Source organism: Polaromonas sp. CT11-55 (genome assembly GCF_047303325.1).
Taxonomy (GTDB): domain Bacteria; phylum Pseudomonadota; class Gammaproteobacteria; order Burkholderiales; family Burkholderiaceae_C; genus Polaromonas.
In genome coordinates, this window is record NZ_JBKBEX010000022.1 from 1 (window position 1) to 26,123 (window position 26,123).

At 66.8% G+C, this 26,123-nt stretch carries 24 protein-coding genes; 7 read left to right on the plus strand and 17 right to left on the minus strand.

Going from position 1 to position 26,123, the window contains the following annotated elements; genetic code table 11:
• Positions 1-124: 124 nt before the first annotated feature.
• A complete protein-coding gene (locus ACEN8I_RS17970) occupies positions 125-568 on the minus strand; it encodes a flavin reductase family protein (protein WP_413329936.1) in 444 nt (147 codons plus the stop codon).
• Between the two features lie 173 nt (positions 569-741).
• Between ACEN8I_RS17970 and ACEN8I_RS17975 the strand changes: the two genes are divergently transcribed.
• Entirely contained in the window at positions 742-1,593 is an 852-nt protein-coding gene (locus ACEN8I_RS17975; RefSeq protein ID WP_413329937.1) for a M14 family zinc carboxypeptidase, read from the plus strand.
• Between the two features lie 26 nt (positions 1,594-1,619).
• Here ACEN8I_RS17975 and ACEN8I_RS17980 read toward each other — a convergent pair whose 3' ends face one another.
• From ACEN8I_RS17980 to ACEN8I_RS18025, 10 genes are all read right to left on the minus strand, one after another.
• On the minus strand, positions 1,620-2,438 hold the full coding sequence (locus tag ACEN8I_RS17980) for a M55 family metallopeptidase (protein WP_413329938.1): 819 nt from the start codon (positions 2,436-2,438) through the stop codon (positions 1,620-1,622).
• Positions 2,439-2,448: 10 nt separating this feature from the next.
• Positions 2,449-3,537 (minus strand): P1 family peptidase, encoded by a 1,089-nt coding sequence (locus ACEN8I_RS17985; protein WP_413330016.1) that lies wholly within the window; start codon positions 3,535-3,537, stop codon positions 2,449-2,451.
• 15 nt (positions 3,538-3,552) lie between these two features.
• Positions 3,553-4,473 carry a glutathione ABC transporter permease GsiD gene (gsiD, locus tag ACEN8I_RS17990; protein WP_413329939.1) on the minus strand — a complete coding sequence of 307 codons (921 nt, stop codon included), beginning with the start codon at positions 4,471-4,473 and terminating at the stop codon, positions 3,553-3,555.
• Positions 4,470-5,390: a glutathione ABC transporter permease GsiC gene (gene gsiC, locus ACEN8I_RS17995; protein WP_413329940.1), complete on the minus strand. Its 921-nt coding sequence runs from the start codon at positions 5,388-5,390 to the stop codon at positions 4,470-4,472. The genes gsiD and gsiC overlap by 4 nt, the downstream gene beginning before the upstream one ends.
• A 63-nt stretch (positions 5,391-5,453) precedes the next feature.
• A complete protein-coding gene (gsiB, locus tag ACEN8I_RS18000; RefSeq protein WP_413329941.1) occupies positions 5,454-7,001 on the minus strand; it encodes a glutathione ABC transporter substrate-binding protein GsiB in 1,548 nt (515 codons plus the stop codon).
• A gap of 85 nt (positions 7,002-7,086) precedes the next feature.
• Positions 7,087-8,946 (minus strand): dipeptide ABC transporter ATP-binding protein, encoded by a 1,860-nt coding sequence (locus ACEN8I_RS18005; RefSeq protein WP_413329942.1) that lies wholly within the window; start codon positions 8,944-8,946, stop codon positions 7,087-7,089.
• Positions 8,943-9,899 (minus strand): isoaspartyl peptidase/L-asparaginase family protein, encoded by a 957-nt coding sequence (locus tag ACEN8I_RS18010; protein WP_413330017.1) that lies wholly within the window; start codon positions 9,897-9,899, stop codon positions 8,943-8,945. Before ACEN8I_RS18010 ends, ACEN8I_RS18005 begins: the two co-directional genes overlap by 4 nt.
• 50 nt (positions 9,900-9,949) lie before the next feature.
• Positions 9,950-10,909 (minus strand): MurR/RpiR family transcriptional regulator, encoded by a 960-nt coding sequence (locus tag ACEN8I_RS18015; protein WP_413329943.1) that lies wholly within the window; start codon positions 10,907-10,909, stop codon positions 9,950-9,952.
• 231 nt (positions 10,910-11,140) lie between these two features.
• Positions 11,141-11,434, minus strand: a complete 294-nt coding sequence (locus ACEN8I_RS18020; RefSeq protein ID WP_413329944.1) for a hypothetical protein — start codon at positions 11,432-11,434, stop codon at positions 11,141-11,143.
• A 94-nt stretch (positions 11,435-11,528) separates the two neighbouring features.
• Positions 11,529-12,095 carry a flavodoxin family protein gene (locus ACEN8I_RS18025; protein ID WP_413329945.1) on the minus strand — a complete coding sequence of 189 codons (567 nt, stop codon included), beginning with the start codon at positions 12,093-12,095 and terminating at the stop codon, positions 11,529-11,531.
• 85 nt (positions 12,096-12,180) lie between these two features.
• Between ACEN8I_RS18025 and ACEN8I_RS18030 the strand changes: the two genes are divergently transcribed.
• Positions 12,181-12,621: a VOC family protein gene (locus tag ACEN8I_RS18030; RefSeq protein ID WP_413329946.1), complete on the plus strand. Its 441-nt coding sequence runs from the start codon at positions 12,181-12,183 to the stop codon at positions 12,619-12,621.
• Here ACEN8I_RS18030 and ACEN8I_RS18035 read toward each other — a convergent pair.
• Both ACEN8I_RS18035 and ACEN8I_RS18040 read right to left on the minus strand, forming a co-directional pair.
• Positions 12,590-13,225: a LysE family translocator gene (locus tag ACEN8I_RS18035; RefSeq protein WP_413329947.1), complete on the minus strand. Its 636-nt coding sequence runs from the start codon at positions 13,223-13,225 to the stop codon at positions 12,590-12,592. The two genes, ACEN8I_RS18030 and ACEN8I_RS18035, sit on opposite strands and share 32 nt — an antisense overlap.
• Positions 13,226-13,236: 11 nt before the next feature.
• Positions 13,237-13,758 (minus strand): hypothetical protein, encoded by a 522-nt coding sequence (locus ACEN8I_RS18040; protein WP_413329948.1) that lies wholly within the window; start codon positions 13,756-13,758, stop codon positions 13,237-13,239.
• A gap of 119 nt (positions 13,759-13,877) precedes the next feature.
• Between ACEN8I_RS18040 and ACEN8I_RS18045 the strand changes: the two genes are divergently transcribed.
• Positions 13,878-14,828, plus strand: coding sequence for a helix-turn-helix transcriptional regulator (locus tag ACEN8I_RS18045; protein WP_413329950.1), 951 nt, complete (start codon positions 13,878-13,880; stop codon positions 14,826-14,828).
• 16 nt (positions 14,829-14,844) lie between these two features.
• Here the strand turns inward: ACEN8I_RS18045 and ACEN8I_RS18050 are convergent, their stop codons facing one another.
• Entirely contained in the window at positions 14,845-16,194 is a 1,350-nt protein-coding gene (locus ACEN8I_RS18050; RefSeq protein ID WP_413329951.1) for a D-amino acid dehydrogenase, read from the minus strand.
• Positions 16,195-16,364: 170 nt separating this feature from the next.
• Here ACEN8I_RS18050 and ACEN8I_RS18055 point away from each other — a divergent pair, with 170 nt between their 5' ends.
• Positions 16,365-17,309, plus strand: a complete 945-nt coding sequence (locus tag ACEN8I_RS18055) for a LysR family transcriptional regulator ArgP (protein WP_413329952.1) — start codon at positions 16,365-16,367, stop codon at positions 17,307-17,309.
• 213 nt (positions 17,310-17,522) lie between these two features.
• Positions 17,523-21,587: a PAS domain S-box protein gene (locus ACEN8I_RS18060; RefSeq protein ID WP_413329953.1), complete on the plus strand. Its 4,065-nt coding sequence runs from the start codon at positions 17,523-17,525 to the stop codon at positions 21,585-21,587.
• 241 nt (positions 21,588-21,828) lie between these two features.
• Here the strand turns inward: ACEN8I_RS18060 and ACEN8I_RS18065 are convergent, their stop codons facing one another.
• Together ACEN8I_RS18065 and ACEN8I_RS18070 are read right to left on the minus strand one after the other, a co-directional pair.
• Entirely contained in the window at positions 21,829-22,380 is a 552-nt protein-coding gene (locus ACEN8I_RS18065) for a hypothetical protein (RefSeq protein ID WP_413329954.1), read from the minus strand.
• 261 nt (positions 22,381-22,641) lie between these two features.
• The gene (locus ACEN8I_RS18070; RefSeq protein ID WP_413329955.1) at positions 22,642-23,493 is read right to left on the minus strand and encodes a metallophosphoesterase; all 852 of its coding nucleotides are present in this window, start codon (positions 23,491-23,493) and stop codon (positions 22,642-22,644) included.
• A 118-nt stretch (positions 23,494-23,611) separates the two neighbouring features.
• Between ACEN8I_RS18070 and ACEN8I_RS18075 the strand changes: the two genes are divergently transcribed.
• Both ACEN8I_RS18075 and ACEN8I_RS18080 read left to right on the plus strand, forming a co-directional pair.
• A complete protein-coding gene (locus ACEN8I_RS18075; RefSeq protein ID WP_413329956.1) occupies positions 23,612-24,022 on the plus strand; it encodes a DUF1801 domain-containing protein in 411 nt (136 codons plus the stop codon).
• Positions 24,022-24,444 carry a VOC family protein gene (locus ACEN8I_RS18080; protein ID WP_413329957.1) on the plus strand — a complete coding sequence of 141 codons (423 nt, stop codon included), beginning with the start codon at positions 24,022-24,024 and terminating at the stop codon, positions 24,442-24,444. Before ACEN8I_RS18075 ends, ACEN8I_RS18080 begins: the two co-directional genes overlap by 1 nt.
• Positions 24,445-24,469: 25 nt before the next feature.
• On the opposite strand, the gene ACEN8I_RS18085 is transcribed toward ACEN8I_RS18080, so the two are convergent.
• Positions 24,470-25,999 carry a PAS domain S-box protein gene (locus ACEN8I_RS18085; RefSeq protein ID WP_413329958.1) on the minus strand — a complete coding sequence of 510 codons (1,530 nt, stop codon included), beginning with the start codon at positions 25,997-25,999 and terminating at the stop codon, positions 24,470-24,472.
• Between the last annotated feature and the right edge of the window lie 124 nt (positions 26,000-26,123).

Consider the following 26,123-nt stretch of genomic DNA (forward strand, 5'->3'; position numbering starts at 1 on the left):
GCCCCCGCGCCGCGGGGGGCTGGGGGGGGGGGGGTGTTGTGGGGTGGGGGGTTTCGGGGGTCCGTCGGGGGCTATGGGGGGGGGACCCTCCGGGGGGGGGGGGGGCCGCCCCCCTTCTTGCGATTTACAGCGGATGCTCGGTATAAAACCTGCCGCCGTGGAACAGCAGCGGCGAGGCGCCCGCGCGGTGGCCGCAGCGCTCGACTTCGCCCACAAAGATCACATGGTCGCCTTCTTCATAGCGGCTGCGGTTAAAGCATTCAAAGTGCGCGGCCGCGCCGTCCAGCAGCGGCGCGCCGCTGGCGCCTTCGCTGTAGGCCACGCCGTCCCAGCGATCGGCGCGCCCGCTGGCGAAACGCTCGGCCAGCTCTTTCTGGTCGGCCGCGAGGATGTTGATCGCATAGTGCGAGCCGGCGCTCAGCGCGGCCATGGAGCCGGCCGCGCGCGCCAGGCTCCAGAGCACCAGCGGTGGCTGCAGCGACACCGAATTGAAGGAGTTGGCGGTCAGGCCCACCAGCGTGCCGGCCGGCGTGCGCGCGGTGACGATGGTGACCCCGGTGGCGAACATGGCCAGAGACACCCGGAATTCCCGCTGTGAAAAGCTGGGGCTGCTCGCTTGGCGAGGGGTTGCGGCGGTCGGCATAGACGGCTAATTTAACTGATGCGGCCCCGGCCCACTTGCGTCAGGGTTTAGGCGGGTGGGCGGCGAAGGCCCCGGCGACGGCGGTTAAACTCGCGGGCATGCCGTTTCACCGCTTTGCCCTCTGCCTGCTTGCTACCTATTTCATAGCGGGCAGTGCCCGGGCTGATTCGCCTTGCGCCGACTACGCGGCCAAGTTGCCGAACGTCAAGCGGGAACTTTGCGAGGCGGCGCAGCTGCAGCCCACGGGCGTGCGATCCGTCAACGGGCAGGCGATTTGGGTGCGCGACATCAAGCCCGACAACGCCGGCCTGCGCGTGCTGGTGGTGGGCGCCATCCACGGCGACGAGCTGTCCTCGGGCGCGGTGGCCCTGCACTGGATCAAGCTGGCCGCGCAGCCGCCACAGGACGCGCCCCAGGTGGTCCACTGGCGTTTTGTGCCGGTGCTCAACCCCGACGGCGTGCTGTCCACGCCGCCGCGCCGCGTCAACGCGCACGGCGTGGACCTGAACCGCAACTTCCCCACGCCCAACTGGGAGCGCGACGCCAAGGTTTACTGGGAAAAGCGCACGGGCAAGGACCCGCGCCGCTGGCCCGGGCCCAAGCCGCTGTCCGAGCCCGAGTCGCGTTTCCTGCACGAGCAGATGCAAAGTTTCAAGCCGCAGCTCATAGTCAGCATTCATGCGCCTTACGGCGTGCTCGACTTCGACGGGCCTTCGGTTCCGCCCTCGCGCCTGGGGCGGCTTTACCTGGACCAGGTCGGCATCTTCCCGGGCTCGCTGGGCAACTACGGCGGCATCCATAAAGGCGTGCCGGTGGTGACCATAGAGCTGCCCAATTCCACGCGCACGCCGCTCGATGCCGAGATGCGCCAGATGTGGCTGGACTTGCTGCGCTGGATGAGCGAGCGGGCAGTAGGGCAGGGCGCGGAACACGCGCCGCGCGTGCCTTAGGGCCGCTTGAGGCCTTGAACAGGTCCTCAGCGCAGCATGCTCGACATGGCCGAGAGGCTGTTGACCATGCGCACCGCGGCTTCCACTGAAGGCGCATCAAAGCCGACCTCATCCCCCTCCAGCCGCCGCAGCGTAGGCCATTGGCAAAACAGGTCGGCCAGCGCCGGCGACTGGGTCTGGATGCGCACGGCGATGGGGCCTGGCAGCACGTAAGGGCGGGCTGAGCCGTGCTGGGCCAGCGCGGCGGCCACGCCGGTACGGATGGCGCTGCAGGCCTGGGCCGGCGACAGGCTGATGCCGCTGGTCTGGCCGGTGGCCCGCTTGGTCTGCACAAAGGTGGCGTGCGGGAACAGCGGCCGGTGCTCTTCAATGAACACATCGTCGCCGCTGGCCATCACCACCGGCACGCCGTACTCGCCGGCCAGCGCGCCGTAAATGCCGGCTTCGCCCAGTTCAAGGCCATTGAAGTACACGCGCGCAAACGCAAAGCTGTTGATGGTGTGCGCCAGGATGCCGCGGCCTTGTGCGCGCGAGTGGTAGCCGATCATGCAGACGGCGTCTACACCGTCGTCGACGCCGGCCATCATGCTCAGGTAGCGAGGCTTGCCCATGACGACCTGGGCGCGCGCGTCCAGCAGCTCCGGCGGCATGTTGCGAAAACTGCCGTGCGAATCGTTGACCAGCACCTCGGTGGCGCCGGCATCGAAGGCGCCGGCAATGGCGGCATTGGCCTCGTGCGTCATCAGCAAGCGGGCGCGCTCGTATTCAGGATTGCCGGCGCGCACCTGCTCGTGGTGGAAAACGCCGGCCACGCCTTCGATGTCGGTGGAGATCAGGACTTTCATGGGGATTCGCTCAGGATGGAAATGAGGATGAAGAAGGCCAGCCGGGCAGCAGGTCGGCCAGCGCGTTGCGGTGGTGGCCGTTTCGGCCGGTGACGGCGCGGGCCTGCCACAGGGCATGGATGATGGCCTGCTCGGTGCTGTCGGCCACCGCCTGGAACAGCGGGTCTATCAGGCCGTCGTGCAGCATAGCCACGGACGGCATAGGCCGGGTGGCTTGCTGCGGCACGGTATAGGCGGTGGAAAACGCCAGCGCGATGTCGCCGCTGCCGTGGCCGAACACCGAGCCGGTACGGGCCAGCCCGGCGCCCGCGCGCAAGGCCAGCCGGCGCAGCTGGCGCGCGTCGAGCGGCGCGTCGGTGGCGATGAGCAGAATGATGGAGCCTTTTTCGGGCTCGCGCGCCTGTTGCACCGATGGCGCGCCACTTGACGCGCCGCGGCGCGCGGCCAGCTGGACGCCCAGGGCCTGGCCGGCCAAAACCAGTTGCGAAAGCCGGCCGTAGTTGGCCAGCACCAGCGCGCCGATGGTGTGCTCGCCGCCCCCGGCAACCACCACGCGGCGCGAGGCCGTGCCCACGCCGCCCTTGAGCCCGAAGCTGGACATGCCGCGTCCCGCGCCGACCGAACCTTCCGCGACCTCCACGCCCGCCTGCTCGCAGGCCTGCAGGTAGTGCTGCCCGGTGACGGCCATGCGCTGGATGTCGTTGAGAAAGCCGTCGTTGCACTCGAACACCAGCGGGTTGACCGTGGGCAGGCCGCGCCCCGTTTCCGGATTGGCGGCAACGCATTGCTGAATCTGCGCGGTCGCCACGGCGGGCGCCGAGAAAGTATTGGTGAGGGCGATGGGTGTTTCCAGCACGCCGAGCTCTTCGACCTGCATCAAGCCCACGCTTTTGCCGAAACCGTTGAGCACGGCCGCAGCAGCCGGAACCCGGTCGAGGAACAGGTCGCCGGCATGCGGGCGCACCACCGTCACGCCGGTTTGCACCTCGTTCGCGTCCAGCGTGCAATGCCCTACGGTGACACCGGCCACATCGGTGATGGCATTGCGCTGCCCTTGCGGCAGGCTGCCGACGTGGGGCAACAGGTGGCGCGGCGTCAGCAAACCTTGCTCCGCTTACTGGCGATCGATCTTGGGGTCCAGCGCATCGCGCAACCCGTCGCCCAGCAGGTTGAAGGCCAGCACGGTCAGGAAGATGGCCAGGCTGGGGAACAGCGCGATATGCGGCGCGTTGAGCATGTCGGCGCGCGCCTCATTGAGCATGGCGCCCCACTCCGGCGTGGGCGGTTGCGCGCCCAGGCCCAGGAAGGAGAGGCTGGCGGCCGTGATGATGGAGGTGCCTATGCGCATGGTCAGGTAGACCACCACCGAGGACACCGTGCCCGGCAGCAGGTGGCGCAGCATGATGACCGAGTCGGGCGCGCCTATGGAGCGCACCGCCTCGATGTAGGTCTGGTGCTTGAGCGAGAGCACATTGCCGCGCACCAGGCGGGCGAAGGCCGGCACGCTGAACACGGCCACGGCCATGATCACGTTGACCATGCCGTTGCCCAGGATGGCGACGATGCCGATGGCCAGCAAAATGCCGGGGAAGGCGAACAGCACGTCGGACATGCGCATGACGATGCGGTCCCACCAGCCTTCGTAATAGCCGGCCAGCAAGCCCAGCAGCGTGCCGATCACGGCGCCCACGGCCACCGAGACCAGGCCCGCGGCCAGCGAAATGCGCGCGCCCATCAGGATGCGGCTGAAGATGTCGCGGCCCAGCGCATCCACGCCGAACCAGTGCTTGGCCGACGGCGGCGCGTTCAGGGCGTCGTAGTCGAAGAAGTTCTCCGCGTCAAAAGGGCTCAGCCAGGGCGCGAACACCGCCACCAGCACCAGCAGCAGCACAAAACCGGCGGCCGCCAGGGCCACGCGCTGCTTCTTGAATTTGCGCCAGAACTCGGCGGCGGGCGTGCGCACGGAGAGCTGCGCGCTGTCGGGAAGCGGCGCTTCGTTCGCGGCGGCGGTGCTGGGGGATTCGGTGGTGTTCACTTGAAGCGGATGGTCGGGTTGATGACGGCGTAGAGCATGTCCACCACCAGGTTGATCAGGATGAATTCGAGCGAGAACAGCAGGACCAGCGCCTGGATCACGGGGTAGTCGCGCATCTCCACCGCGTCGACCAGCAGCCGGCCCATGCCGGGCCAGTTGAACACCACCTCGACGACGATGGAGCCGCCCAGGAGGAAGCCGAACTGCAGGCCCATCATGGTGACCACCGGGATCAGCGCGTTGCGCAGCGCGTGCTTGACCACTACCACGGTTTCAGTGAGGCCCTTGGCCCGCGCCGTGCGCACATAGTCTTCCTTGAGGATGTCGATGAAGGAGCTGCGCGTAAAGCGCGCCATCACGGCCGCCACCCCCGCGCCCAGCGTGAGCGAGGGCAGGATGTAGTGGCGCCACGAGTCGGCCCCGACGGTGGGCAGCCAGCCCAGTTGCACCGAGAAGAACTGCATCAGCAGCATGCCCAGCGCGAACGAGGGAAACGAAATGCCCGAGACCGCCAGCGACATGCCCAGCCGGTCGGGCCAGCGGTTGCGCCACACCGCCGACACCATGCCCAGCACCAGGCCCAGCAGCACCGACCACCCCATGGCCGCGATCGTGAGCCAGAAGGTGGGCGCGAAGCGCTCAGCGATCTCCGTGGCCACGGGCCGCTTGGTGCGTATGGACAGGCCGAAGTCGCCTTGCAGCGCGTGGCTGAAAAAGCGCACGAACTGCTGCGGCATCGGCAGGTCCAGCCCCAGGTCGCGGCGCACCAGCTCCACGGTTTCGGGGCCCGCGTCGGGCCCGGCGGCCAGGCGCGCCGGGTCGCCGGGCAGCAGGTGCACGAACAGAAACACCAGCACGGCAACGATCAGCAGCGTCGGCAGCAGGCCCAGCAGGCGCTTGAGAAGGTAGAGAGTCATGCGAAGGCGTGCTTCTTGGAAGGTCGGAGGGACTCGGAGGGGCTGGGGCTGTCGCGGCCGGGATTACTTGAGTTCGACTTCGTCGAAGTTGAAGCTGCCGTCCGGGATCACGTAAAAGCCGGCCAGGTTGCGCGCGCGCACCGACAGCAGCCGTTCGGTCACCAGGAAGGCCCAAGGTGCGTCTTTCCAGATGCGCTGCTGGGCGTCGGTGTACAGCTTGGCCTTCTCCGCGCCGCTGGTGGTGACCAGGGCCTTGGCGATGTCGGCGTCCACTTCGGGATTCTTGTAGTAGGCGGTATTGAACATCTTGGGCGGCAGGGACTCGGAGGCCAGCAGGGGACGCAGCGCCCAGTCGGCTTCGCCGGTGGACGAGGACCAGCCCACGTAGTACATGCGCACCGGCGCGGTGGCGGGATCCTGCGCGCTTTCCACGCGCTCCACGCGCTGGCCGGCTTCCAGCGCCTGCACCTGCACCTTGATGCCGACCTGGGCCAGCTGCTGCTGCACGAACTGGATCACCTTCTGCGCCGTGGTGTAGTTGTAGGCCGACCACAGGGTGCTTTCAAAACCGTTGGGATAACCGGCTTCCTTCAGCAGCTCGCGCGCCTTGGCCGGGTTGTAGGGCCAGGGGCCCAGCTTGGCGGCGTATTCCACGCCGTGCGGCACCACGCCTTCGGCGGGAATCGCGTAGCCCGAGAAGGCCACCTTGACCAGGGCTTCCTTGTTGATCGCGTAGTTGATGGCCTCACGCACCTTCGGGTTGTCAAAGGGTTTTTGCAGCGTGTTCATCGAGAGGTAGCGGTGGATGATGGAGGGCGCGCTCGTCACTTCCAGGCTGGGCTTCTTCGACAGGCTGTCCACCGTCTCGGGCGGCATGGGGAAGGCGAAATGCGCCTCGTTGGTCTGCATCATGGCCGCGCGCGTGTTGTTGTCCACTACCGGGCGCCAGGTGATGCTGTCCACCTTGGGGTAGCCCTTCTTCCAGTAGCCTTCCCACTTGGCGACCTTGAGGTAGTCGGTGGCCTTCCACTCGACGAACTTGAAGGGCCCCGTGCCCACGGGGTTTTGCGCGATGCCCTTGCTGCCGTATTTGGCCAGCGCCGTGGGCGAAATCATCACGCCCGAGGGATGGGCCAGGGTGTTGATGAAGGGCGAGAAAGGTTCCTTGAGCGTCACGCGCACGGTGGTGGCGTCGACCGCCTCCGTCTTGGCGATGTTCTTGTAGAGGTTGTAGCGCTTGAGCTTGTTGTCGGGGTTGGTGACGCGGTCGAAATTGACTTTCACCGCCTCGGCGTTGAAAGGTGTGCCGTCGTGGAACTTGATGCCGGACTTGAGCTTGAAGGTGTAGACCAGCCCGTCCTTGCTCACGGTGTGGCTCTCGGCCAGCACCGGCACCATCTTCATGTCCTTGTCGAAACCGTACAGGCCCTGGTAGAAGGATTTGGCCATGGCCTGCGACAGCGTGTCGTTGGCGTCATACGGGTCGGTACTGGTGAAATTGGACTGCACGGCCACGACCACGTCCTTGGCGGCATGGGCCGGCGCGGCAAGGCCCATCAGGCCGATCAGGCCGGCCAGCGCGGCGGTAAGGGTGGAAAGACGATTCTTCATGAAAAAACTCCTTGAGGCGAAACGAGGGGCAAACACGGGAGACATAAGGGCAATGTGAAAGACGGTTGGTGGGCAATGGGGGTGGTCAATAGGGGCCTCCCACCGAATGCCGCGCGACGAAATGCCCCGGCGCCACCTGGTGCAGCGGCGCGACTTCCGGCGCGTCGCCCACGGCGCGTATGGGGCTGGGAATCTCGTCGGCCATGAGCTCGCGCACGGCGCTGCGGCGCGCCGGGTCGGCAACCGGCACGGCCGCCAGCAGGCGCCGGGTGTAGGCGTGCTGCGGGTTCTCGAACACGGCGCGGCGTGGGCCGATCTCCACGATCTGGCCCAGGTACATCACGGCCACGCGGTGGCTGATGCGTTCGACCACCGCCATGTCGTGCGAGATGAACAGGAAGGCGACGCCGAATTCCTGCTGCAGGTCCAGCATCAGGTTGATGATCTGCGCGCGGATGGACACGTCCAGCGCCGACACCGCCTCGTCGGCGATCACTACCTTGGGGTTGAGCGCCAGTGCCCGCGCAATCGCCACGCGCTGGCGCTGCCCGCCGGAGAATTCATGCGGGTAGCGATGGGCCGCCTCGGCCGGCAGGCCTACCTTGCCCAGCAGCCAGCGCACGCGCTCCTCGGCTTCCTTGGGCGAGGCGAGTTTGTGGATCAGCATGGGCTCCATGACCGAATAGCCTATGGTCAGCCGCGGATCGAGCGAGGCGAACGGGTCCTGGAACACGAACTGGATGTCGCGGCGCAGTGCCTGCAGGGCCCGGCCCTTGAGCGCCGAGATGTCGCGCCCCGCGACCTCGACCTTCCCGCTGTTGAATTCCAGCAGCCGCGCCAGCGAGCGGCCGGTGGTGGACTTTCCGCAACCGGATTCACCGACCAAGGACAGGGTTTCGCCGGCCTTGAGTTCGAAGCTGAGCTGCTCCACCGCATAGACCTGCCGGCGCACGCGGCCGAGCAGGCCGCTCGCCAATGGAAAGCGCGTGACCAGGTCCTGCACCTTGAGCACGGGCGGCAGGTCGCTGCGCACGGTGTTGGCGGCGCTGAGGGGCTGTCCGTTATCTTGCAGCGGCGCGCCCGGCACCGCGAAGCGTGCCGGCAGGTCCTGCCCCTGCATCGCCCCCAACCGGGGCACGGCCGCCAGCAAGGCCTGGGTGTAGGGCTGCTGCGGCCTGGCAAACAGGGTGGCGCAGTCGCCTTCCTCCACCTTGTCGCCGCGGTACATCACGAGCACGCGGTCGGCGATTTCGGCCACCACGCCCATGTCGTGGGTGATGAAGATCACCGCCATGGCGAGTTCGCGCTGCAGTTGCTGGATCAGCGCGAGGATTTGCGCCTGGATGGTCACGTCCAGCGCCGTGGTGGGCTCGTCGGCGATCAGCAGCGTGGGTTTGCAGGCCAGCGCCATGGCGATCACCACGCGCTGGCGCATTCCGCCGGACAGCTGGTGCGGATGGCGGCCCAGCACGCTTTTGGCTTCCGGGATGCGGACCAGGTCCAGCATGCGTAGCGCCTCGGCCAGCGCCGCCTGGCGCGACAGTCCCTGGTGCAGGCGTATTGATTCGGCGATCTGCTCGCCCACCGTGAACACCGGGTTGAGCGAGGTCATGGGCTCCTGGAACACCATGGCGAGGTCGGCCCCGCGCAGGCTGCGCATTTGCGACTGCGAGGCGCGCGCCAGGTCCAGGCGCTCGCCGTTGCGGCGCGTCAGCCACATGCTGCCGCTGCCCAGGCGTCCGCCGCCTTGCTCCACCAGGCGCATCAGGGCCAGCGAGGACACCGATTTGCCGGAGCCCGACTCGCCCACGATGGCCAGCGTCTCTCCGGCGTCCACGTGAAAGCCGAGATTGCGCACCGCGTGCACGGTGCGCTGCTCATTGGCAAAACTCACGCTGAGGTCCTTGACCTCAATGACGCGTTGGCGGTTGGGCTGGGGGCTCATGCGGTGAATCCCTCGACGGCATCGGCGTAAATGGCGCTCACCGGCGCTTCGCCCACGCGGGCCCAGCCGCGGTACATGCCTTCGGTGTTGAAGGGCAGGCTCAGTCTGCCTTGCGCATCGACGGCGATCAGGCCGCCCCGCCCGCCCATGGCGGGCAGCACCTTCATGACCACTTCGCGGGCGGCCGCCTCCAGCGGCATGCCGGCATAGGCCATGCGCGCGCAGATGTCGTAGGCGGCCGCGGTGCGTATGAACATTTCGCCGGTGCCGGTGCAGGAAATCGCCGCCGTGCGGTTGTCGGCATAGGTGCCGGCGCCTATCAGGGGCGAGTCGCCCACGCGGCCGGCGCGCTTGTTGGTCATGCCGCCGGTGGAGGTGGCGGCGGCAAGGTTGCCCTGCGCATCCAGGGCCACGGCTCCCACGGTGCCGAGCTTGCGGCCTTCGTCCAGGGGCGCGGCGCCGGAGGCGCCTGCGCGGAATACCAGGGCCGCGCCGTCGTGGTCCAGCACGGCCGCGTCGGTCGCGAGCGCGCGCCGCAATTGCTCGCGGCGGGCCTCGGTCGAAAAATAATCGGGCGAGACCATCTCCAGCCCGCACTCCTCGGCGAAGGCTTCGGCGCCGGCCCCCACCAGCAGCACGTGCGCGCTGCGCTCCATCACGGCGCGCGCCGCGCGCACCGGGCGGCGGACGCGGTTCACGCAGGCCACCGCGCCGGCGCGCAAGGTGGCGCCGTCCATCACGGCCGCATCAAGTTCATGGGTTTCGTCGTGGGTGAAGACGGCGCCGTGCCCGGCATTGAAGAGCGGGCAGTCCTCGAGCAGCTCCACCGCCAGGCTGACCGCATCCAGTGCGCTGCCGCCGCCGGCCAGCAGCTGCTGCGCGGGGCGCAGGATGGCCTGCAGGGCGGCGTGGTAGGCCGCGTGTTGCTCCGCGCTGATGTGGCTGCGGCTCATGGTGCCGGCGCCGCCGTGGATGGCGATGAGGGGAAGGGGCTGGGGCCGTGTCACTTGGAAACCTTTGGCGATTTGGATGGGGTGCGGGCTTTGCGGGGTGCAGGCGCCGCGGCGTCGGCATCGGCGCGCAGCCGGCTGGCGTGGTTGCCGTGCAGCCAGGGCAACACCGACTCCGCCAGCTGTGTCGCCGCCTTGAGCGAGTCCTTGGCGCTGTGGGCGACGGCGCTGCACAAGGCCTCGATCAGCGCCAGCACGGTGGCTTCGGAGTTGGCGAAATACTGGCTCTCGGTGTGGGCGTAGAGCGCGACGCTGGCCAGCGGCGCCAGCGGCGAGGTCACGCGGTCGGTCAGTGCCAGTATGGGCACACCCGCGTCGTGCGCGCGGCGCGCCAGCAGGATGGTGTCGCTGAAATAGCGCGGGTAGGCGATGGCGATCAGCAGGTCCTCGGGTTTGAGGCGCGCCAGCAGGCGCGCGCCGTAAGAGGAGCTTTCCACGCTGGCCAGCAACTGGACGTTGTCGCAATACGGGTCCAGCGAGCGCTGCAGCAGCCCGCCCAGCCAGCTGCTGCTGCCAAAACCGGCAATGTAGATGCGCCGTGCCTTCAGGATGGCCGCTACCGCCTGCTCGCAGCTCTGGGCATCCAGTGCCTGCCGTGTCAGCTCAATGTTGTGCTGGCTTTGCGCCAGGGCGGAGGCAAACACGTCAGCCACCGTGGCGGAGTGCTCCAGTTTGTTGCGCAGCTTCTCGACCGGGGCCAGTGTGGCTTCGAAGCCCAGCACCAGCGCGGCGCGGAACTGCGGGTAGCCCTCAAATTCCAGCGCCCGGGCGAAGCGGTTGGCGGTGGCCACGGAAACCCCCAGCGTGGCGGCCAGCTCGTCGATGGGCATGGTTGCTGCTTGCAGGGGATGGGCCAGCACGTAGTCGGCCATCTGCCGATGGGAGCGTGTCAGCGTCGGCAACAAACGCCCAATACGCTGTGCCATCGAAGGGTTGCCGGGGAATGTCGCCATCGGGTCGGAGCGGAAGTTCGATGTATATAAATTTACAAATTAATTCATCATAGCGAAATTTTTGATCATTTCCAATTAAATTGAAACCGGCGATGCGTTGCAGGTTCAGGCGCGGCGTTCAGGAAGGCGCGGCCGGGGACACGGGCAGCCGCCGGGAAAATCGCAACAGGTACGGCTGTCGATCAGCAGAGTTGGAGGCGCGTGCACGCCACCCGCAAATGCAGGGAGGCGCTAGGACCCGAGCTTTTTGTAGGCGCGGTCCATCTCCACGCTTTTGCTCGTGTCTTTCACGCCGCGCTTCAGGTCGCGCCCCGCCTGCTCGACGACCGGGTTGGGCTTGGCATTCGTCATGTCCACCGCCTGGTCGCGCTCGTGCGGCATTTCCAGGCTGGACTCGACGGCGCCGTCCTTCAGGGTGTCCTGCTGGCCGGGACGCGAACGTTGTGCACGCGGGTCTTTGGCCGGCATGCCTTTGCTGGAGGCGGGTTGCGCACGGCTGTTCAGGGGCGTGTTTTTAGGGATCATGGGACGACTTTGCGCGCCCCGCCACGCCGGCCCTGTCAGCCCTGAAAATCAGGCCCTGTAGGAGAAGGCCACTTGAAGCAGCGTCGCCTGGCCCTCAGGCCGCCAGAAAGCTGGCGGCCTGCGCCACCGCCGCCGCGTCGGCCTTGACGGCATCGGGCGGTCCGCCCTTGCCCCAGAGTTCGCCGCCGTAGTTCATGGCCATGAATTGGGCGCACAGGCGGATGGAGTCGACCATGGGCTGCGCCTTGGCGCGGTCGCCGCTGGTGGTGATCAGCCACAGCGTCTTTTTCGCCATCTCCTCCTTGAAAGGCAGGCTGGGCACGCGCATCCAGGCGCTCCAGTGGTCCAGGTAGATCTTCAGCGGCGCCGGGATGCTGTACCAGTAGACCGGCGCCACGAACACGATGTCGGTGGCGGCCAGGGTCGCGTCCAGCAAGGTCTTCATATCGCCTTCGGGCATGGGGTACTGACCCGTGGTGTGGCGCTGGTCCACGAACAGCGGCATTTTCATGCGCGACAAATGGTGCCAGGCCTGAGGCGTGCCGGCCGGCAGCGCCGCGGCGGCCTGCCGGGCCAGCCATTCGGTGTTGCCCATTGCGCCGGGTTCGCGCGTGGAGGTGGTGAGAAAGAGGAATTGAGGAGTGGCTTTCATGGCGGCCATGGTAGCGGCAGGCGCTGGCCCTTGCCGGCGCGGGGTTGGGGCCGCGTGCCAGAATAAGCACCGATTCACAGGAGCCGCCTTCGCCATGATCCGTATTCGCGATATCGACCACGTTGTCCTTCGGGTCAGTGACCTCATGGGCATGCTGCGCTTTTACCAGCAGGTGCTGGGTTGCAGCCTGGAGCGCCGGCAGGACGCCATCGGCCTGGTGCAACTGCGCGCCGGGCGTTCGCTGGTGGACCTGGTGCCGGTGGACGGCCCGCTGGGTAAAGCTGGCGGCGCGGCGCCGGGCAAGGAGGGCCGCAACGTCGACCATGTCTGTTTTCGCGTGGAGCCCTTCGATGCCGACGTGATCCGCCGCCACCTGGCGGCCCACGGCGTTGAGGCGGGCGAGGTGGAATCGCGTTATGGCGCCGAGGGCGAGGGGCCCTCGATCTACCTCAGCGATCCCGAAGGCAACACCGTGGAACTCAAAGGGCCTCCATGGCCCGAGCTTAAAACTGACGCCAGCCCTGCCAGGCCGTGAAGCCGGCGCACGCGATCAGCACTACGCCCACTGCCCGCGCCATCAGCACGCTGGCGCCCGGCCGGTCTGCCAGCCACTGGCGCGCACCGGCGGCGGCCAGGGCCAGCGAGCCGTAAACACCTGTCTGGGTCAGCGCGATGATGAGGCCCAGCGCCACGGCCTGTATCCACAGCGAGCCGTATTCCAGCCGCAGGAACTGCGGAAAAATCGCCAGCATGAACAAATAGGCCTTGGGATTGAGCAGGCAGGTCAGCGCGGCCTGGCGAAAGGTCCGCCACGGCGGGCTTTCTTGCAGCGCCGGCAGGCCGCCGAACACCGAGGTGCTGCGCATGAGCGACCAGCCTATCCAGGCGATGTAGAGGCTTCCCGCCACGAGCATGACATTGACCATGCCGGGCACCAGCTTGAGCACAATGCCCAGCCCCAGCGCGCCGGCCACAACATGGCACACACCGCCGGCCACGATGCCGCCGACCGCGAACAGGCCGGCGCGGCGCCCGCCGGTCAGCGAGCTGGCCATCACAAAGGCCATGTCCATACCGGGCAGGATGATGATGCCCAGCACCATCAGGAAAAACAGCCAGAGGTGGGTGAACTGTTCCATGGCCGATGCGCCTAGCGCAGCGCGGAATAGGCGGGCCGGGCCAGGTCCATCACCCAGTTGGTTTCCCAGTGGCGGCCGCCGTCTTCGGAAAAAGCCTGCTCCCAGCGGGCGCTGGTGGGCGTGATGCCCGACCAGGTAAAGCGTACCCTCACCGGCCGGCCCTCATGGCTGTCGTGGCCCTCAAAGCGGCCCGTGCCGTCCACAAACGCGCCCGTCACCGGGGGCTGCATCAGCCCGTCGCTGTGGCTGACCCAGTAAATGCTCCAGAGCCGGGTCTGCGGGCTGAAAAAACGCAGTGCCATGCCCAGGGTCTGCCTGCCGTCCACGACCAGGTCGTTCATATTGCCCAGGCCGCCGAGCAGCAGCGCGCCGTCCTGCACAGCCTCAAAACGCTCCCAGTCGGTGCAGCCCGCCAGGCGCTTTTTGAGCCGCTTGTTGCTGACCAGCCAGCGCCCCGCGATGAAGTTGAAGTCATGGCGCCCGTCGTTCAGTTGGGACGGCTCCAGTGGTTTGGGCAAGGTTGTAATGGTCATGGGTAAAAGGCGCTTGTGGCGCCCGGTAATACGTTGACGTTGGCGATACCTGTGGAAAAACCCAGTCTATAAATGTAATAGGGCTATTTCGGCCCTAATAGAGCGTTAGACTTTTCCGCATGTATTCCCCGACCACCCGTGTATTGACCGTGCTGGAACTGCTGCAGTCCCATGGGCGCATGAGCGGCGCCGAGCTGGCGCGGCGGCTGGAGGTGGACGGTCGCACCTTGCGCCGCTACATCGCCAAGCTGGAAGACCTGGGCATCCCGGTCGTGGCCGAACGCGGCCGCTACGGCTGCTACAGCCTGATCGCCGGCTTCAAGCTGCCGCCCATGATGTTCACCGACGACGAGGCCCTGGCGCTGTCCCTGGGCTTGCTGGCCGCGCGCAGCCTGGGGCTGGCCGAAGCCGCGCCCGCCGCGCAAAGCGCACAGGCCAAGCTCGAGCGCGTGATGCCGCACAACCTGAAAAACCGCGTTCGCGGGCTCGGTGAAACGGTGAGGCTGGACCTGCGCCGCGCCGACGCGCCCGGCGACAACACCGCCTTGCTGGCTCTCAGCGCTGCCGCGCACGGCTGGCAGCGCGTGCACATGGCGTACCAGTCGGCCGAGGGCGAGGTTACCGAGCGCGAGTTCGATGCCTACGGCCTGGTGTTTCGCAAAGGCCGCTGGTATGCGGCGGGCTGGTGCCACCTGCGCGGCGCGCTGCGTTCATTCCGGCTGGACCGGGTGCGCGAGGTGCGCGCCCTCAATGTGGTGTTCACGCCGCCGGCCGACTTCGACGCGGTGCAGCACCTGGCGCTGGGCCTGGCGACCATGCCGCGCAGCAATACCGTGCGGCTTTTGTTGCACACCGACCTGCAGACCGCGCAGATGGAGCTGCCCGACAGCGTGGGCGTGTTCCAGCCCAGCGAGGAGGGCGTGCTGCTGCACAGCCAGACGGACCACCTGGGCTGGTTCGCGCGGCAGCTGATGCGTTTGTCTTTTTCCTTCGACGTCCAGGAGCCCGCAGCTTTGCGCGTTGCGCTGCGCGAGCATGCGCAGCGCACCCTGGAACAGCACGCCGCATAGGCCCCGAGCGGCGTGATCAGGCGGCTTTGGCTCGCAAAGGCGTACCGGTGCGGTCCTGACCGTAAAAGCCGAAATTCATGGCCGGCACCTCGCCGCTGATCAGTTCGGCGATGGCCTTGCCCGAGCCTGCGCCGTGCGTCCAGCCCAGCGTGCCGTGGCCGGCGTTGACCCACAGCCGGCCGACTTTGGTTTTGCCGATATAGGGGATGTTGGTGGGTGTTGCGGGGCGCAGGCCGGTCCAGAAGTTCGGCGTGCCGCCTTGCTCCTCCAGGCGGGTATCGCACACGCCCGGCAGCACTTCCTCGATGCGGTCAGCCAGCATTTTGCAGCGGGCTTTGGCCAGCGGCGTGTCCAGCGAAAGGTCGTAGCCGCCGACCTCGATGGTGCCGGCCACGCGCAGGTGGTCGCCGAGCCGGCTCATCGCGCATTTGACTTCGTCGTCGATGGTGCTGACAAAAGGCGCGAGCTCCGGTTTGAGCAGCTTGAAGGTGGCGCTGTAGCCTTTGCCGGGGTAGATAGGCAGGTCGACGCCCACAGTGCGCAGCAGCGGCGCCGTGTGCGATCCGCAGGCCACGACGATTTCGTCGGCCTTGAGGCGGACCAGCTCCTGGTTCTCACCGCGAATCGTGCGCGGCCGCACGGCGACGGACTCGATGGCGCCGCCGGCTTTCTCCAGCCGCTCTATGTCATGGCCATAGAGGAAACGCGCGCCGCGAGCGGCGCAGCGCTGCGCCAGCGCCTGGGTGAAAACGCGGGCATCGCCGCTTTCGTCGCTGGCGGTGTAGGTGCCGCCCACGATGCGGTGCCCGAAGGACTTGAAGGCAGGCTCTATGGCCAGCAGTTCGGCCGTGCTCACCACGCGGCGCGCCACGCCGTATTTGCGCATCAGGGCCGCCGCATCGCCGGCCGTGTCAAAGGCCTTCTGGTCGGTGTAGTAGTGCGCGATGCCGCGCTCCAGCCGGTTGTATTCGATGTCGGTGGTGGCCACCACCTCCTTGAGCGCCGCATGGCTGTAGGCGCCCAGCGCCACCAGCTGCTGCACGTTGCGCTCGAAGGCCGCGTCATTGCACTGCGCCAGGAACTGCAGGCCCCAGCGCCACTGCTGCCAGCCTTCGCCAAAGGGCAGCTGCGGGCGGAACAGCAGCGGCGCATCGTCGCGGAACATCCACTTCAAGGCCTTCAGCGGCGCGTCCTTGTTGGCCCAGGGCTCGCAATAGCTGACGGAAATCTGCGCCGCGTTGCCGAAACTGGTTTCCAGCGCCGCGTCGGGCTGGCGGTCCACCACCGTGACCTCATGGCCGCGCTCCAGCAAATGCCAGGCGGTGCTCACGCCAATGATGCCGGCTCCCAAAACTACAACTTTCATCGCTAACCCCTTTGCAACATTCCAGTGTGAAGGATGTTGCTTTCAATTAATAGAAAAATTAAACTCTCAGTGAAAACATCAGAACAGCTAATAAAGCTGAAAAGGCGCCGGTAGCTGGCACAACTAGCACAACTGGTAGAGCACATAGAAAACGGAAGAGGGGATGCGGGATGAGTACTTTTGATCCTGATGCACTCGAATGCCTGGCGGCAATCGTGGAAGAGGGCGGTTTTGAGCGCGCGGCCCAGCGCTTGTCCATCACCCAGTCGGCGGTGTCGCAGCGTCTGCGGGCCCTGGAAGCCCAGGTCGGCACCGTGTTGATCGTGCGCAGCCGGCCGCTCAAGCCCACCTCGGCCGGCCAGCTGTTGCTTAAACACACCAAGATGCTGCGCCTTCTGCGCGCCGACCTGGAGCGCGACCTCAAGGAGCTGGCGCCCAGCTCGCTGGGCGGCGCGCGCGAGGAAGAGCGCATCTCCATCGCCATCAACGCCGACAGCATCGCCACCTGGGCCTTGCCGGCGCTGACCGAGCTGGCGCAGCAGGGCCTGCCCATGGAGATCATCCACGACGACCAGAATTTCACCCATGAATGGCTGCGCGAAGGCCAGGTGCTGGGCTGCGTGACCACGCTCAAGCAGGCGCTGCGCGGCTGCAAGGTGGAGCCGCTGGGCGCGATGCAGTACATCGCGGTGGCCGCGCCGGCCTTCGTGCAGGGCCGGCTCGGCCAGCGCGACGGCGCCGGCGACAGGCCGGCCGCGCCCCTACTTACGCAATACAACTTCCGCGAGGTGCCTTTTATCGCCTTCAACCGCAAGGACGAATTGCCGGTCGAGTTTGTGGGCAAGGCCTTCGGGCTCAAGCGCGTCACCCTGAACCAGCTGTTTGTGCCTTCGTCGGAAGGCATGGTCAGGGCCGTGCTGGCGGGCTGGGGTGTCAGCGTGGTGCCCCGGCTGCTGGCGCAGGGCCTCATAGACCAGGGCCAGCTGGTCAATGTGGCCCCCCATTACACCCTGCCCGTCCAGCTGTACTGGCATTGCTGGAACCTGGAGTCCGAGGTGCTGGACGCCCTGACGGCCGCGCTGAAGCAGACTGCGGCCCAATCGCTGGTGCCCTGACGCGCGGCCGGCCATTTTGGGCCGGAACAAATCCTTGGTATTCAATTTGCCACCACCAGGATGGGTGTAGCTCTGTAGGACAAGGCCGGGGATAGAGACTTATGGCCTCAGTTCGGGGACTATTCCCATTTACAAACGTCCGGTGGCTGCGCACACTGCAAAGGCCATGCGAGGCAGGTTGCAGCGTGGCGTGAAAGGCATAAGGTAATCCGAATGCTGGGATGGCTGGGACTGCGTACCCGTCTGGTGATGCTGGTGCTGCTCGCGCTGCTCCCCGTCTTCGGCCTGCTTGTGTATTCCGCCAAACAGAGCCAGCAGGCCGCGTTGCGGCTGGCGCAGTCCGACCTGTTGTCGGATGTCCTGATGCTCACTGCCCGTGAGCAACGTACCGTGGACATGGTCCGCGACCTGCTGAGCGGCATTGCCAGCGGGCCGCACATCAAGAACCCCGCGCCAGGCCTGTGCGACAAGCACATGAAAAATCTCCATGCGGAGCACCCCGAGTTCACCAACCTGGGCCTTGCCGCGCCCGACGGAAGATTGCTGTGCGGCGCGTTGGGCGTGGCCAAAGACCTGCGTGTCGATGACCGGCCTTTTTTCCAGCAGGTCATGGCGGGCCAGCGCTTCGCGGTCGGCCGTTATGCCGTGGGCCGCGCCAGCGGGCATCCCGGCATAGGCTTCGCCGTGCCCGTGCGCAACGAGGCTGGGGCCATCAGCGGTGTGGCTTTCGGGGTGCTGGGCCTGCCAGCCCTGGCGAAACCGCTGACAGATGGACCCTCCATGTCTGGCGCGCGCCTGGCAGTGCTGGACCGAGACGGTACGGTGCTGGCCATATCCCCGCCGGCGCCGTCCTGGCTGGGCAAACCGCATCCGGATCCCGTCGTGCAGCAGGCCGTGCGGGAGCGCCGGCAAGGCGTGCAACAGGCGGCGGACGCGCAGGGTGCGCAGCGGGTGTATGCCACGGCGCCCGTGCCGGGGGGCGATGGCGAAGGCCTGTTCGCGGCGGTCAGCGTTCCGCAAACCATGATCGCGGCGCCCAGCCGCCAGGACCTTGCCATTGAGTTGCTGGGGCTGATGGCCGTGGCACTGTTTGGCGTGGGCTGCGCCTGGTGGACGGGCAATCAGGTCATCGTCAACCCCGCCAAGGCGATCCTGAAAGAGGCCAACGAGGTGGCCCAGGGCAATCTCGACGCGCGCGTCAGGCTGGGGCCCCTGTACCAGGGCGAACTCGGCGAGATCGGGCGCACCTTCAACCGCATGGCCGAAGCGCTGCAGGCGCGGCAGCGGGAGCTCGACGCCATGCTGGAGCGCGTGGACAAGGAGCGCACCCTGCTGGACCTCATCCTCAACAGCATGAACGAAGGCGTGATCGCCGTGGACACCGAGGGCCGCTTCCTGCTGTTCAACGCCACGGCACGCGAGCTGTTCAACGGGGCGCCGGATCCCGGCATGCGATTGGAAAATTGGCGCCGCGGCCACCAGCTCTTGATGCTTGACGGCAAGACCGCCTATGCCGAGTCGGAGCGGCCGCTGTCGCAGGCTGCGCGCGGCATCACCATCGACAACTGGGATGTGGTGTTTCGCCGGGCCGGCGCGGAAGACCGGATACTGCGCCTGAGCACCCGGCCGCTGCGCGATGCCGCCGGCGTGATGAAGGGCGGCGTCACCGTGTTCAACGACATCACCGCCCAGAAGGCGGCGGAAAACTTCGCCCACGCGCAGGAGCAGGTGCTGGCGTTGATCGCCGGCGGTGCGCCCCTGGCGCAATCGCTGGAAGCCGTGGTGCGCCTGATTGAAGACAGCTCGCCGGACAGCCTGTGCTCCATCCTGCTGGCCGAGGACGGGAAGCTGCGCCTGGGCGCCGCGCCCAGCCTGCCCGAGCGCTACAACCAGGCCATCGAAGGCCTGCCCATCGGCGAGGGCGTGGGGGCCTGCGGCACCGCCGCCTACCGCAACCACCTGGTGGTGGTGGAAGACACGCAGATCGACCCGCTGATGCAGGACTACCGCGAGCTGATGCGCGAGCACGGGCTGCGGGCCTGCTGGTCCATGCCGGTGGTGTCCAACGACGGCGAGGTGCTCGCGACCTTCGCGATCTACCGCGCCTACCCCTGCAGGCCCCAGCCCGCGGAACTCGAGCTGATCAATATCGCGGCACGGCTGGCCGGCATCGCGCTGGCGCGCGCGCGCGCCGAGGCGGCCCTGATCAGCAGCGAGGCGCGCTTTCGCGAACTGGCGGAAAACATCCACGACGTTTTCTATATCGTCGACCCGCACACCGGCCGCCCGCTGTATGTCAGCCCCGGCTATGAAAGGGTCTGGGGCCGCAGCCGCGAAAGCCTTTATGCCGACCCTCTCTCGTACGCCGAGGTCACGCTGCCCGAGGACAACCACCTGCTCAAAGAGGCCAGGAAGCGCAACCGCACCGGACAGGCCTCGGATATCGAATACCGCATCCGCTCCGCGGACGGCAGGATCCTGTGGATACGCGACCACGCCTACCCGGTCATGAACGCTTCGGGCGAGCTGGAACGCGTGGTGGGCACGGCGCGCGACATCACCGACCGCAAACTGGCCGACCTGGCGCTGGCCAGCACCAACCGGGCCCTGCAGATGCTGAGCCGCTCCAGCGTCGCCATCAACCGCATGGACGAGGAAGCGGGGCTGCTGGCCGAGGTGTGCCGCGTGGCCGTCGACGTGGGCGGCTACCGCATGGCCTGGGTCGGTTATGCGCAGGACGACGCGGAGCGCAGTATCCTGCCCATGGCCCATGCCGGCGACGAAAACGGCTATCTCGCGGCGATCCGCCTGAGCTGGCGCGATGATGACGCCACCGGCCAGGGCCCGGCGGGCCAGGCCGTGCGCAGTGGGCAAGCCCAGCAGACCGGCGACATCAGCCGGGTCGACAACAAGTTCTACTGGCATGCCCATGCGCTGGAGCGCGGTTTCCTGAGCGCGATCTGCCTGCCGCTGCGCGACGGGCCCCGAAGCTTCGGCGTGCTGTGCCTGTATTCGGGCGAGGCGCAGATATTCAGCGCCGATGAAATCAAGCTGCTGCAGGAGCTTGCCGACAACCTGGCCTTCGGCATCGTCAGCCTGCGCGCCCGCCTGGAACGCCAGCGCAGCCAGGAGGCCGAGCGGCAGGCCGTCATCAAGGTGCGCGAGCAGGCCTCGCTGCTGGACCGGGCGCAGGACGCCATCATGGTCCGCAACCTCGACCGGACCATACGCTTCTGGAACAAGGGCGCCGAGCGCCTCTACGGCTGGACGGCCGAGGAGGTGCTGGGCAAGACCATGGAGGAGCTCATGTACCCCGATCCGCAGGTGCTTCTGGACAGCATGACCAAGACCCTGGCCAACGAGGGCGACTGGAGCGGCGAGCTCGAGCAACGCGCGCGCGATGGTTCGACGGTGTGCATAGAAGCGCGCTGGACGGTGGTGCGCGATGAGCAGGGGAAGGTCAACGGGGTGCTGGGCATCAACACCAACATCCGCGAACGCAAGCGCGCGCGCGAGGAAATCCTGCGCCTTAATGCCAGCCTTGAGGAGCGGGTGCAGCAGCGCACCGCACAGCTTGAATTCGCCAACAAGGAGCTGGAGGCGTTCTCCTATTCGGTGTCGCATGACTTGCGCAGCCCGCTGAGCGCGGTGGACGGCTTTAGCGATCTGCTCGAGCGGACCATGGCCAAGGCGGAAAACACCCCTTTGACCGAACGCAGCCGGCATTACCTGGCGCGCATACGCGCGGGTGTTTCACAAATGGGCGAGCTGATCGACGCCATGCTCGCGCTGGCGCAGGTGTCGCGTTCCAGCCTGCGCTGGGAGCGCGTTGACCTGAGCGCGCTCGCCGAGAGCCTGTTGGCCGGCTACCGCGAGCGCGATCCCGGCCGCGACGCGCGGCTGCATGTCGAGCCCGGCGTCACGGGGCCGGGCGATCCCAGGCTGCTCAAGCAGGTACTCGACAACCTGCTGGGCAACGCCTGGAAGTTCAGCGCCAGGCAGACCCATACCGAGATCAGCTTCGGCCGCGAGACCAGCGAGGCCGGCGAGACGGTGTACTTCGTGCGCGATCAGGGGGCGGGGTTTGACATGGCCTATGCCGAGAAGCTGTTCGGCGTCTTCCAGCGCCTGCACACGCCGTCGGAGTTCTCCGGCACCGGCGTCGGCCTGGCCACGGTGCACCGCATCATCGCGCGGCACGGCGGCAAGGTGTGGGCCAAGTCCGAGCCGGGTAAGGGCGCGACTTTCTATTTCACCCTAAGCCCGGAAAGTGTGTAATACCCCCGTCCAAGCTCACTGCGTGTAGCGTGTTCCCCCCTTTAGGGGGCGGCGCCTGCGGTCTGGCAAGGCCAGTCCCGCGGCCCCTGCTGGTGAAAGATCCCTACGCGCCCAAAGAACTCTTAAGCCCAGCACGAGCCGTGGAACCGGCTTTGCCGGGCGGCAGACGGGAGGCCCCTTTCCACGTGCAAGGGGCAGGGACCCGCCGCAGGCTCGAAGTGGGGGAGCGTGGGGGCCACGGCTAGAAACTCTGCGACCGCAGAGTTTCGCGCAGGGTCTGTGCCTTGTCGGCATCAAACTGGCCCTCGACCCGCGCCAGCACCTCGCCCTGGCGGTTGACCACCACAGCGTAGACCTGGTCGGTACTGGCCAGGCCGGCGGAGCGCACAAAACTGGCGCGATCGGTGAATACCGGCACCATCTTGGCCCGCTCGGTATCGGCCGTGTAGTGCTGCAGCAGCCGGTCTTCAACCGCGCTGCGGCCCGTCAGCGTGCCCGGGTCGTTAAGCACCGGCATGCGCATCCAGGTGATCGATGGGTCGTTCCTGAGGTTCATGCCCTGGATCCAGCTCTCGACGTCGGCTCGCTGGCCACGCTTGAAGGTGATCAGCGCCAGGGTGCGGTCCGACGGGAGTCCTTCGGGCACGGTGACTGGCTGTCGCAGCAGGGTCTGCGCCATGAAAGCGGGCAGGCGGCCCATCACGCTGGAGTCATTGGGCGCCGCGAACGCGAGTGCAAATGCCAGGCCGGCGGCGGCAAGCCAGGCGCCAAGATAGGACACATTGCTTTTCATAGTGCTCTCCCCGATTCGGGTGCGGTACAGGAAGTCCTGCATGAACCCTTCAAGCAAGATACCTGCAAGCCGAACAGCGCGCAAATCAACAATTGGAACAAAGTGTTATCACTGCTTGACACGCTTGGCCCCGCATTGCCGATCCTGGTTGGGTTGCGCGGCGCGCGGGAAGTTCCAAAGAAAAAGAGGGACCGCCACGCACGCCGCGCGCGCTACGACTTTAGTCAGCAGCGGCGTGCTGGCCGCCCTCCCATACGAATGCTATTGGCCGATGGGGATCAGCAGTTCGGGCAAAAATCCCTCTTGCTCGCCCTTGCGCGCATAGCCCAGCGGGTTGGCCACGACGCGGCAGCCGCGGCTGGTGTAGTCGATCGCGCAATGCAAATGGCCGTGCAGCCACAGGCCGGCCAGCGGCAGCAGCTCATCGAGCGCGTTGCAAAAACCCGCCGTGCCCGGCGCCAGGCCGTAGCGCGGGTCGGCGCTCAGCAGGCTGGGCGCGAAATGTGTCACCGCGACCGTGGGACCCTCAAAGGGCTGGGCCAGGGCCTGCCGCAGCCAGGCCTGGCTTTTCAGGCCCTGCTCGCGCACCTCGGCTGCCAGCAGCGGCTGGCCATTCCTGAATGAATGGTTTTTGCTCAGGTAAAAATTGGCCGCGCGGAAAGCTTTTTCGCGTGCCTTCAGCTGCTCGCCCAGTGTGATATCGGCGTCCTGCGCCTGGCCTGCGCTCAGGGCGTCGAAGTCGGTCCACAGCGTGCTGCCGACAAAGCGCACGCCCCGCAGCACCACGGTCTCCTGCTCCAGCCAGACCATGCCCAGCCGCTCGCAGGTCTCGCGCAGCCGCGCATGGGTGGCGTCAAAGTCCAGGCCGTCATATTCGTGGTTGCCGGGCAGGAAGAACACCGGCGTCGGCCAACCCGCGCCGCCCTGGTCCGCGGGCAAGGGTGAAAACCGCGCCAGGCCGAAGTCGGCGATGTCCCGTTCAGCCAGCAGCGAACCTTGCTGGTAGGAGCCGATGTCGCCGGCCAGCACCAGCAGGTCGGCGCCGGGCACGGGCTGGGCCGTGAAATTCGGGTTGGATTCGAGATGAAGGTCGGACAGGAGCTGGATGTTCACCCGCTGATTGTGCGGGAAGACGCTGCCGGCCTTGCGCCCGTGCTAGATTTCGCAGGCCGGAAGCAGATAGAGATAGAGATAGAGATAGAGATGGAGATGGGCACAACAGGAGCTGCTTGTGAAAGACATCGAGAACGCCGACGTCGCACGCGTCTTTGCGGCCTATCCCCCGTCGCTGCGGCGCAAGCTGCTGGTGTTGCGCCGCCTGATCCTGGACACCGCGGCCGCCACGCCCGGTGTCGGCGAGATCGAGGAAACACTCAAGTGGGGCGAGCCGGCCTACCTCACCTCGGCCAGCAAAAGCGGCAGCACCTTGCGCCTGGGCCCGGTCAAATCCAGCCCGTCGCAGTACGCGCTTTACTTCAACTGCAAGACCACACTGGTCGATACCTTCCGTACATTGTTCCCGGTGGAGTTGCGCTACGAAGGCAACCGCGCCATCGTGCTGGATAGTGCCGATACGGTGCCGCGTGAAGCCCTGGTGTTTTGCATCACGGCGGCGCTGATGTATCACAGAAGGAAATCTTGATGAAACCCCGCATCACCTTGATCACACTGGGCGTTGACGATCTCAAGCGCGCGCTGGCTTTTTACCGTGACGGCCTGGGGCTGGCAACGCCCGGCATCGTGGGTGAAGAATTCGAGCACGGCGCGGTGGTGTTCATCGACTTGCAGCCGGGCCTCAAGCTGGCCCTGTGGCCGCGTGCCAGCCTGGCGCACGACACGGGCTTGGCGGTATCGCAGCCCGGGGCGCCGGCGTTTTCATTGGCGCACAACGTGGCCTCGCGGCAAGAGGTCGACGCCGTGATGGCAGAGGCTGAAAAAGCCGGCGCCGTGATCACCAAGCCGGCAGGCACGACCTTTTACGGTGGCTATGCCGGCTACTTCCAGGATCCAGACGGCCATCTCTGGGAGGTCGCGTGGAATCCGCAGTTCGAGATAGCCGACTAGCCCTGCCCGGCACGGGCGCGGATCGTCAGGCCGGCGGCGCCGCCAGCCGCACCGTGAAGCTCGTGCCCTGCCCCGGCCGGCTGCTGACCTCGATTTCGCCACGGTGCAGATCCACGCATTCCTTGACGATGTGCAGGCCTATGCCGGTGCCGGAAATATTGCCGACGTTGGTGCCGCGGTGAAAGCTGCCGAACAGGCGCGGCAGATCGGCCTCAGGAATGCCGATGCCCTGGTCGCTGATGCGCAGGTGGATCTGCTCGCCCACGCCGCGCACTGCAAACTTCACCGGCGTGTCCGGGTCCGAATACTTGAGCGCGTTGCCCAGCAGGTTGACCACGATATGGCGCAGCAACTGCTGGTCCGCTGTGCGCGGCGCGTCCAGCCCGTCGCAGGTGAGGGATACGCGCGCGGCCTGCGGGTTGCCGCGCTCGAGCTCGGCCATCACCTGCACCAGCCAGTCGGGCACCACCAGCGGCGCGGGTTCAAACCTGAACTTGCCCAGTTCCAGGCGGCTGGTCAGCAGAACCTGCTCCACCATGTTGCTCATGCGCGCGACGGCGGTCTTGATCTGGCCCAGCAGCTCGCGGCGTTCCTCGGCCGGAAAGCTCGCGCCGTAGGCATCGAGCAGTTCGACGGACGACAGGATGGCGGCCAGCGGCGTGCGGAATTCGTGCGAGGTGACCGCGACAAAGCGCGACTTGAGCTCCGACAGCTCGCGCTCGTGCGTCAGCGCCTTGAGCATGTCTTCCTCGGCCTGGCGCTTGAGCGTCACGTCGGTCAGGAAGTTCAGCGTGGCCGGCGTGCCCTCCCACTCGAACCTCACCGCGCTGATTTCCAGCCAGCGCGTGACGCTCTGGCTGTGCTGCACGCGGAACTGGTAGTGGTTTTCAACCGTCTCGCCGCGCAGGCGCCTCAGATGGTTGTCCAGCACCCGCTCGCGGTCGTCGGGGTGGATGAATTCGATGAAGGGCCGCGACTTGGCGGTGGCTTCGTCCAGCGCGGTCAATTTCAGCGCCTTCGGATTCGCATAGAGGATGCGCCCGCCCGCCGTGACCAGGATGCCCTCGCTGACGTTTTCCACCACCGCGCGGTATTTGGCCTCGGAGTCGGTGCGCCGGCCGATTTCCACGCGCAGCTGCTTGGAGGTGTCGAGCTGCCAGGTGATGTTGTTGGCCAGGTGGATGACGCGCAGCAGCTGCCCAGAGGGGCTGTGGATGGGCAGCGCGCGCTGGCTCAGCCGGGCGACGTCACCGTTCGGCCTGCGCACGCGGTATTCCTCGCTGCGCTTGACGGCGGCCAGCTGAAGCTGCCGCACCCGGTCGCGGTCCGCCGGGTCGACCTGCTCCAGCCATTGCCAGGGATCGCCCGCCAGCTTGTCGGCCGACTGGCCCCAGAACATCTCGAAAGCCGGATTGGTGTAAGTGATGCGGCCGCCGGCCGGGTCCCAGGACCAGAGCATGGCGTCGATGTTGGCGGCGATTTGCCGCAGCAGTTCCTCGCCCGGCAGCGAAACAGGCGTCACAGCCGTCGTCGATGCGGGGGAGGGGGCGGACATGCTGGGAGCATAGCCGCATCGCGGGCGTGACTTCCTCCCGTAAAACCCCGGCTATGTGGGCCAGCGGATCAAACTATGCATGTTTTGCATGGGATGGGGCCTGTCTTAGGGTTGAAACCCTAGG

Coding starts and splice junctions, on each gene's coding strand:
- ACEN8I_RS18025 (WP_413329945.1), bottom strand. CDS start 12,095: ATGGCCGCCATGAAAGCCACTCCTCAATTCCTCTTTCTCACCACCTCC.
- ACEN8I_RS18015 (WP_413329943.1), bottom strand. CDS start 10,909: ATGGCGACATTCCCCGGCAACCCTTCGATGGCACAGCGTATTGGGCGT.
- ACEN8I_RS18005 (WP_413329942.1), bottom strand. CDS start 8,946: ATGAGCCCCCAGCCCAACCGCCAACGCGTCATTGAGGTCAAGGACCTC.
- ACEN8I_RS18045 (WP_413329950.1), top strand. CDS start 13,878: ATGTATTCCCCGACCACCCGTGTATTGACCGTGCTGGAACTGCTGCAG.
- ACEN8I_RS18055 (WP_413329952.1), top strand. CDS start 16,365: ATGAGTACTTTTGATCCTGATGCACTCGAATGCCTGGCGGCAATCGTG.
- ACEN8I_RS18065 (WP_413329954.1), bottom strand. CDS start 22,380: ATGAAAAGCAATGTGTCCTATCTTGGCGCCTGGCTTGCCGCCGCCGGC.
- ACEN8I_RS17980 (WP_413329938.1), bottom strand. CDS start 2,438: ATGAAAGTCCTGATCTCCACCGACATCGAAGGCGTGGCCGGCGTTTTC.
- gsiC (WP_413329940.1), bottom strand. CDS start 5,390: ATGACTCTCTACCTTCTCAAGCGCCTGCTGGGCCTGCTGCCGACGCTG.
- ACEN8I_RS18020 (WP_413329944.1), bottom strand. CDS start 11,434: ATGATCCCTAAAAACACGCCCCTGAACAGCCGTGCGCAACCCGCCTCC.
- ACEN8I_RS18060 (WP_413329953.1), top strand. CDS start 17,523: ATGCTGGGATGGCTGGGACTGCGTACCCGTCTGGTGATGCTGGTGCTG.
- ACEN8I_RS18040 (WP_413329948.1), bottom strand. CDS start 13,758: ATGACCATTACAACCTTGCCCAAACCACTGGAGCCGTCCCAACTGAAC.
- gsiB (WP_413329941.1), bottom strand. CDS start 7,001: ATGAAGAATCGTCTTTCCACCCTTACCGCCGCGCTGGCCGGCCTGATC.
- ACEN8I_RS18030 (WP_413329946.1), top strand. CDS start 12,181: ATGATCCGTATTCGCGATATCGACCACGTTGTCCTTCGGGTCAGTGAC.
- ACEN8I_RS18080 (WP_413329957.1), top strand. CDS start 24,022: ATGAAACCCCGCATCACCTTGATCACACTGGGCGTTGACGATCTCAAG.
- ACEN8I_RS17970 (WP_413329936.1), bottom strand. CDS start 568: ATGTTCGCCACCGGGGTCACCATCGTCACCGCGCGCACGCCGGCCGGC.
- ACEN8I_RS18085 (WP_413329958.1), bottom strand. CDS start 25,999: ATGTCCGCCCCCTCCCCCGCATCGACGACGGCTGTGACGCCTGTTTCG.
- ACEN8I_RS18010 (WP_413330017.1), bottom strand. CDS start 9,899: ATGAGCCGCAGCCACATCAGCGCGGAGCAACACGCGGCCTACCACGCC.
- ACEN8I_RS18050 (WP_413329951.1), bottom strand. CDS start 16,194: ATGAAAGTTGTAGTTTTGGGAGCCGGCATCATTGGCGTGAGCACCGCC.
- ACEN8I_RS18035 (WP_413329947.1), bottom strand. CDS start 13,225: ATGGAACAGTTCACCCACCTCTGGCTGTTTTTCCTGATGGTGCTGGGC.
- ACEN8I_RS17975 (WP_413329937.1), top strand. CDS start 742: ATGCCGTTTCACCGCTTTGCCCTCTGCCTGCTTGCTACCTATTTCATA.